The sequence below is a fragment of the Paraburkholderia sp. XV genome (genome assembly GCF_020177535.1).
GTDB lineage: Bacteria > Pseudomonadota > Gammaproteobacteria > Burkholderiales > Burkholderiaceae > Paraburkholderia > Paraburkholderia caribensis.
This window is the reverse complement of record NZ_JAGUUD010000028.1, coordinates 63,308-70,731: the sequence shown is the minus strand read 5'-3', so window position 1 is coordinate 70,731 and position 7,424 is coordinate 63,308. Positions and strand designations below refer to the sequence as shown.

At 64.2% G+C, this 7,424-nt stretch carries 5 protein-coding genes; 1 reads left to right on the top strand and 4 read right to left on the bottom strand.

Annotation, left to right across the window (positions count from 1 at the left end; all coding sequences use genetic code 11):
• Positions 1 to 154: 154 nt before the first annotated feature.
• The gene (locus KFO72_RS16375; RefSeq protein WP_225032574.1) at positions 155 to 850 is read right to left on the bottom strand and encodes a copper homeostasis protein CutC; all 696 of its coding nucleotides are present in this window, start codon (positions 848 to 850) and stop codon (positions 155 to 157) included.
• Between the two features lie 40 nt (positions 851 to 890).
• A complete protein-coding gene (locus KFO72_RS16370) occupies positions 891 to 2,165 on the bottom strand; it encodes an EAL domain-containing protein (protein ID WP_176052218.1) in 1,275 nt (424 codons plus the stop codon).
• Positions 2,166 to 2,546: 381 nt separating this feature from the next.
• Between KFO72_RS16370 and KFO72_RS16365 the strand changes: the two genes are divergently transcribed.
• Positions 2,547 to 4,211: a Na+/H+ antiporter gene (locus KFO72_RS16365; RefSeq protein WP_054929524.1), complete on the top strand. Its 1,665-nt coding sequence runs from the start codon at positions 2,547 to 2,549 to the stop codon at positions 4,209 to 4,211.
• A gap of 81 nt (positions 4,212 to 4,292) precedes the next feature.
• Here the strand turns inward: KFO72_RS16365 and KFO72_RS16360 are convergent, their stop codons facing one another.
• A complete protein-coding gene (locus KFO72_RS16360; protein WP_225032573.1) occupies positions 4,293 to 5,600 on the bottom strand; it encodes a solute carrier family 23 protein in 1,308 nt (435 codons plus the stop codon).
• Between the two features lie 175 nt (positions 5,601 to 5,775).
• A complete protein-coding gene (locus KFO72_RS16355; RefSeq protein ID WP_054929522.1) occupies positions 5,776 to 7,326 on the bottom strand; it encodes a methyl-accepting chemotaxis protein in 1,551 nt (516 codons plus the stop codon).
• Positions 7,327 to 7,424 lie beyond the last annotated feature (98 nt).

Genomic DNA, 7,424 nt, shown 5'->3' with positions numbered 1-7,424 from the left:
TTGCGGCGGCAAAGAAAAGTAGGTGCCGCCCCGCACAGGGGCGACGCTTGAAGCAGGCTAACAATGCGCGGATGCCAGCGAAAGCAAAGGCAAAGGCAAACCGGGGATGCCAGCGAAGCCGAATGCAAAACCAAACCAAAACCAAAACCAAACCTCACCCGCCCAACAACCCGCGAACCACTCTCACCTTCTCTTCAGAAACAGAAGCGTGCGCAGCACACCTAACACCAGCCCCAAAATGCACGGCCCGAACGCCCGTAGCGCGAACAAACTCATGAACACGATCGACGGTAAGCCCAGCCCCTGCCAGCACAGTGCAATGCGAACGCGCGGCCCGCGCAACGAGCGACCGAACCTCATCCACAGCATCCAGCACCGAACCCTTGCCACCTGAAGTCAGAACATTGGTAACAGCATCGAACTCAAGCAGCACATCAAGCGCCTCATGCAGATCACGCGCCTCATCAAACGCACGATGAAACGTGACAGGCATCCCATCCGCAGCATCGACAACCCGCAACAACCCATCCCGATCAACTTCACGCGACGCAGTCAACATCCCAATCACAACCGCATTCGCCCCCGCCGACTTCACAGCGCGCACATCGCGCAACATGACCGCGAAGTCATCGGCATCATAGACAAACGACCGGCTGTGAGGCCGCACAATCACATTGACGGGAATCGACACCGCCGCGACCACGGCCTCGATCATCCCGATGCTCGGCGTCAACCCGCCCTCGCCCGTCGCCGTAATCAGTTCAAGCCGATCCGCACCGCCGCGCGCAGCGGCCATGGCATCGGCAACCGTCATCGCGATGACTTCGAGCACTACCCGTTCGCTTCGCATATCAGAGAGTCACGTCGTGAAAAACAAAACCCTCATGATCTCAGAAGTGAGGCTCCTCGAACCAGTCGATATCGCCGCACAACACGCACGTGCGCGCGCCAATCTGCGTCGCCACCGACAACGTCACACACGGCACCGCTTCGTTGATCGACAGATACGGCCGCGTCACATGCACACGCTCAGGTGCCTCCATCGCCGCACGAAAATACGGGCGTCGCAGCCAGTTCGCGCCCTGCGCATCCGATAGCGGCAAAAAGCGCGTTTCGTGTGAAGCACGGTCGGCGCGCAGCACGACGTTGCGCCCAGCCTGCCGCCCCTTGTCGTCGAGCAGATAACAGCGCGCAGCGTGATCGAGCGCCAGAAAATTCCAGCACACTTCGTCGAGCAGTTCGCCCGCAGCAAGCCGCTCAGCCGCGCGCTCGAATGCGCGAATGTAAGGCGCGAGCCGCGATGCGTTGCGCCGCTCGCGCGCTTCCGTCTGCGTCTGATAACGCTCCGTCAACTCGCCAATGCACGCCGCCGCATGCGTCGCGTCGGCAAGACCCGGATGCGGCCGCCCAAAGAAAAAGCCCTGCACGAAATCGACGTTGCACTCCATCGCCATGTGCGCCTCGTGCTCCGTCTCCACACCTTCGATCAACACCAGCTTGCCCGCCTCGTGCAGTAGCGCGACAAGACCCGGCAGTATCGATGCGACGTCCGCGCGATGCGCCGCATGCGACAGCATGATGCGGTCGAGCTTCACGATATCGGGATTCAACTGCCAGATGCGCTCGATGTTCGAATGCCCGGCGCCGAAGTCGTCGAGCGCGATCAGGAAGCCCCGCTCGCGAAACTGGCGCACGGCATCGGCCAGACGCTCGATGTCTTCCGCACTCTGTTCGAGCACTTCGAGCACGATACGCCGCGGCGACAGATTCAGCCGCCGCAGGTTCGCCAGCAGCGCCGCCGAATGATATGAGTCGATCAGCACGCCCGGATGGACGTTGAGAAACAGCCACTCGCGCTCCGCGCCGAGCACCTTGAAGTTCTCGAGATGCAGAGACTGCGCGAGCCGGTCGACATGCAGCACGTCGCCGACGCGTGCCGCGTGGCCGAACACGTCGACGGGCGACACCGCGCGGTCGAAGGGATCGTGTGCGCGCAGCAAGCCCTCGTAGCCCACGGCACGCATGTGCGACAAGCTGAATATCGGCTGAAAAACGCTCGTCAGCGTCAGGTCGCCGTGTTGTACCGAATAGCGCTGCAGGCCCGAGGTCATGCTGATCTCGAAACCGTGCGGCACCGTTGTTCTTTCCTGTTGCGCAATCGTCATGCAGTCCTCTCACGCAAAAGCACGGCGGGCGCGTCGCAAAGGCGAAGGGCCGCCGCCGTCCTCGAAATGTGCGTTATCAGTTCCTATTAAGCAAGCTCCATGCGCACGGTGGCGCACCTACAAACGAAATTTGCATGGAAGGCTGCACCGCGCGAAGCGCCCGTGCGTCGCGCAAGGGCGCACAGTGCACCGTAGCAGTGCATTCTGCTTTCGGACGACTTGCAGCCTTCGATGCGCGATGTCATCCCGTCGGGCTACACTTCGGGCTGACCGACACGCCGCATCGTCTTTCCAGACGCGGCGATTCATGTCGCGACGGGTGGACAGAGTCTCGCTCTTCCCGTCGCGCGCCACTGCCTGTTTCCCCACACCCGGTTTCCGATGGATATCGTCTTCACCGTTTTGATCCTGCTGCTCGCCGTCGCCGCTTCGGGCGTCGTGGTGCGGCTGGTGCCGTTCAAGCTGCCGCTGCCGCTCGTGCAGATCGCCTTCGGTGCGCTGCTCGCGTGGCCGCGTCTCGGCCTGCACGTGACGTTCGATCCCGAACTCTTCATGATGCTGTTCATTCCGCCGCTGCTGTTCGCGGACGGCTGGCGCATCCCCAAGCGCGAGTTCTTCATGCAGCGCCGCGCGATCCTGATGCTCGCGCTCGGCCTCGTGTTCATGACCGTGGTCGCGGTCGGCTACTTCATTCACGCGATGGTCCCGTCGATCTCGCTGCCCATCGCGTTCGCGCTCGCCGCCGTGCTGTCGCCGACAGACGCCGTCGCGCTGTCGGGCATCGCCGGGCGCAACCGCTTGCCCGAGCATCTGATGCATATCCTCGAAGGCGAAGCGTTGATGAACGATGCGTCCGGTCTCGTCGCGCTGAAGTTCGCGATCGCCGCCGCGTTGACGGGCGTGTTCTCGCTGCGCGACGCGTCGGTGAGTTTCGTGATCATCGCGCTCGGCGGGCTGGCCACAGGCGCGGCGGTGGCGTGGCTCTTCAGCTTCGCATCGACGCGCTTTCTCAACCTCACCGAAGAAGGCGACCCTGCGCCCGGCGTCGTAATGACGATGCTGATTCCGTTCGCCTCGTATCTGTTCGCCGAGCACTTCGGGTTTTCCGGCATTCTCGCCGCCGTCGCCGCCGGCATGACGATGAACTACTCGACGTTCGCGACCTCGAGCCCCGCGTCCGCGCGCGTGCGGGCGAGCGTCACATGGACGATGATCGAGTTCGTCTTCAACGGCATGGTCTTTATCCTGCTCGGCCTGCAGTTTCCGCACATCATCGGCAGCGCGCTGCTCGACGCGCATCAGGAAGCGAGCGGCTCGGAGTTGCGGCTGATCTTCTACGTCGCCGCCGTCGCTGTGGCGCTGTACGCGCTGCGTTTCGTGTGGGTCTGGCTGCTGCGCTGGTTCGCGAGCCGCGGCGCGGCGAAGCAAGGCGTCGCGAATGCAGTGCCCGGCCTGCGCACCGTATCGATGACGACGATCGCAGGCGTGCGCGGCGCCGTGACGCTCGCAGGCGTGCTGTCGCTGCCCGTTGCGTTGTCGAATGGACAGCCGTTGCCTGGACGCGATACTGCGATCTTCATCGCGTCGGGCGTGATTCTCGTGTCGCTATTCGTCGCCGTGATCGGCTTGCCGCTATTGATGAACGGCGCGCGCCGCCGGGCCGATCCGCATGCCGCCGAAGAACGCATGGCGCGCATTCAGGCGGCGCAGGCGGCAATCCGCGCAATCGACCGCTATCAGGAAACGGCGACCGCCGATCTCGACGAAGCCTCATCCGCCCATGCCGCCGATGTGACCGCGCGCGTGATGGACATTTACCGCCGCCGTCTCGCCACACTCGACGACGACATCGAACCCGCCGAAAACGCGCGGCGCGCCGAAGCGCTAGAGTTTCAGATGAAGCTCACGGCGATGCGCGCCGAACGCGTGACGCTGCTCGACCTGCGCGGCAGTCAATTGATCAACGACGACACGATGAACAAGCTGATGCGCGAAGTGGATCTGTCGGAAACCGCGTTGCTGACGCGCGGAAAAGGAAAGAAGTAAAAAAACGGGCGCCTCGCTGAACTGCGGGCGCCCGTTGTGCTCGAGCGGCTCGAGCGGCTCAAGCGGGTAACTGCTCCAAATTCAAACAGCCGGCTCTTGCGGCCCCTTGCGACGCAGCAGCGCGTACAGAATGATCGCGCCGAACGTTGCAGTGCCGATCCCGCCGAGCGCAAAGCCGCCGAACTTCAGCGAGAAGTCGCCCGCGCCGAGCACCAGCGTCACGGCGGCGACGATCAGATTGCGGTTGTCGGAGAAGTCGACCTTGTTGACGACCCAGATCCGCGCGCCCGTCACCGCGATCAGACCGAACACGACGATCGACACGCCGCCCAGCACCGGGCCGGGAATGGTCTGGATCACCGCGCCAAACTTCGGCGAAAAACCGAGCACCAGCGCGATCACGGCAGCAATCACGAACACGAGCGTCGAGTAGATCTTCGTGACGGCCATCACGCCGATGTTTTCCGCGTACGTCGTGACGCCCGTGCCGCCCGCGAAGCCCGACACGACCGTCGCAATACCATCGCCGATAAACGCGCGGCCGATGTAGCGGTCCAGGTTCTGCCCCGTCATCGCGCTAACCGCCTTGATGTGGCCGAGGTTTTCGGCAACGAGGATCACTGCAACGGGCGCGAGCAGCGCCATCGCCTGTCCGTTGAAGACGGGCGCCGTGAAATGCGGCATGCCGAACCACGCCGCATTCGCGACGATCGAGAAGTCGATCGGCTTGCCCATGCCCATGCCGTTCGTGACGAGCGCGTAGATCACGTAAGCGATCAGCAAGCCGACGAGAATCAGCAGACGCTGCAGCATGCCGCGCGTGAACACCGCCACGGCACCGACGCACAGCACGGTGACGAGCGCCATGTATGACTCGAACGCGCTGCCGCTCACGCCCTTGACGGCGATCGGTGCGAGATTCAGGCCGATCACCGCGACGATCGAGCCCGTCACGACGGGCGGCATCAGCGTCTCGATCCATGCCGTGCCGACGGCCGACACGATCAATCCGATGATGACGTACACCACCCCGCACGCGATGATCCCGCCGAGCGCAACAGGGATGTTCATGTTCGGGCCGTGACCGCTGTAGCCGGTGATCGCGATCACGAGACCGATGAACGCGAAGCTCGAACCGAGATAGCTCGGCACGCGCCCACCGACCAGCACGAAGAACAGCAACGTGCCGATCCCCGACATGAAGATGCAAAGATTGGGATCGAAGCCCATCAGGAGCGGGGCGAGTACGGTCGAACCGAACATCGCGACGACGTGCTGGATGCCCATCGCCAGCATCTGCGGCCCGGGCAGGCGCTCGTCGGTATTGACGACGCGCCCCTCGACGCTCCTGGACTGGACGCGCCAGCGCGGAAAATAGGAATCGGCCATCGCGGGGGTTCTCCTCTATTGGCGTAGATCTTGTATGGAAGCGCCACCTTTTTGCGTGATGCCGCAGCGCGGTCCAGGATGGGATTCTTGAACTACGCGCGAGTGTACGGAGAGCGCCTGGCGCTGACAAGCCGCGCGAAATGCGTTGGCGCGGCGGTGTCTTTCGAGTGTTGTATCAAAGCGAAAACACGGCGACGGCCGTCTTCAGATGCCGTGCCTGGTCGGCCATCGCGCCCGCCGCAGCCGCCGCCTGCTCGACGAGCGCGGCGTTCTGCTGCGTGACTTCGTCCATCTGCGCGACCGCGCGGTTCACCTGTTCGATGCCCGTGCTCTGCTCGCTCGATGCCGCCGAAATCTCGCCCATGATGTCCGTCATCCGCTGCACGGCCTGCGTGACTTCCGTCATGGTGCGGCCCGCGCGCTCGGCGAGCACGGCGCCGCTGTCCACGCGCGACGTCGAGCTTTCGATCAGTTCCTTGATCTCTTTCGCCGACACCGCGCTGCGTTGCGCGAGCGCGCGCACTTCGCCCGCGACGACCGCGAAGCCGCGCCCCTGTTCGCCTGCGCGCGCTGCTTCGACGGCGGCGTTCAGCGCGAGGATATTCGTCTGGAACGCAATGCTCTCGATCACGCCGATGATGTCCGTCATCCGCTTCGAGCCGGCCGCGAGTTCGCGCATCGTCTCGACCACATCGCCGACCAGGCCGCTGCCGCGCACGGCCACTTCCGACGCGCCTGCCGCGACGCCACCCGCCTGCTGGGCGTTGTCGGCGTTCTGGCGAACGGTCGCCGTGAGTTGCTCCATGCTCGACGCCGTTTCTTCCAGCGACGCGGCCTGCTCCTCGGTGCGTTGCGACAGATCGGTATTGCCCTGCGCGATTTCACCCGACGCCAGCAGGATCGATTCGCTCGACTCGCTGATCTTGCCGACGATCGCGGCCAGTTGCTCGCGCATGTTGGCGAGCGCGTAGAGCAGGCTCGCGGTGTCGCCGGGTTTCGTGTCGACGCGCACGCCCAGGTCGCCCGCCGCAATCCGGCTCGCGATGTGCGCCGCGTAATCCGGCTCGCCGCCAAGCTGGCGCGTCAGACGCCGCGCGATCAGCCACGCGAACCCTGCGCCCACGACCATCGACGCCAGCACCAGCAGCGACAGCACCACGCGCATGCTCGCGTATTCCGCGCCCGCTTCGTGCTGCGCGGCGTTGGCCTGCTGGCGCCGGTAATCGATCAGCGCGACGATCCGGTCGCGCAACGCCTCGCTCGCGGCGATCGCGCGTCGTACCAGTTCGGCGCTGTCGACGCCGGCAGGGACGGGCTGCAGCCCGATCTGCTGATGCACGATCGCTTCCCATACCTCGGTCTTGCGCAGCACGTCGTCGTACTGCGATTGCCCGCCGCCGCCCGCAATCGTCTCGCGATATCGCGTGTACGCGTCGTGCATGTGCTTCAGCGACGCGACGATGTCGTCCTTCAGCTTCTGACGCGCGGCGTCGTCGGGCGCGTAGCCGAGGTTGGCGGCGTCGAGATCGGTGTCGATCTTGTAGCGGTTCGCCTCTTCCATCCAGTAGAGGCCGTCCATGTGGCGGCTCGATATTTCTTCCGTGATGCCGTGCATCGACGCCAGCGCCGACAACCCCGCCACGCCAACGGCCACACCAAAGCCGATCACAGTCGCAAACGCGATCAGCAGCTTCTTCCAGACGGTCATGCGGTCAAACCACTTCATCGTGAGATCCTCGACAGTTCATCAGCCGTGCTTCGACGGGTTGAGTCGCAGGCAACGCGGGCCGGCGGGCTGCAATGCTTTACGGCGCCCGTTATGCG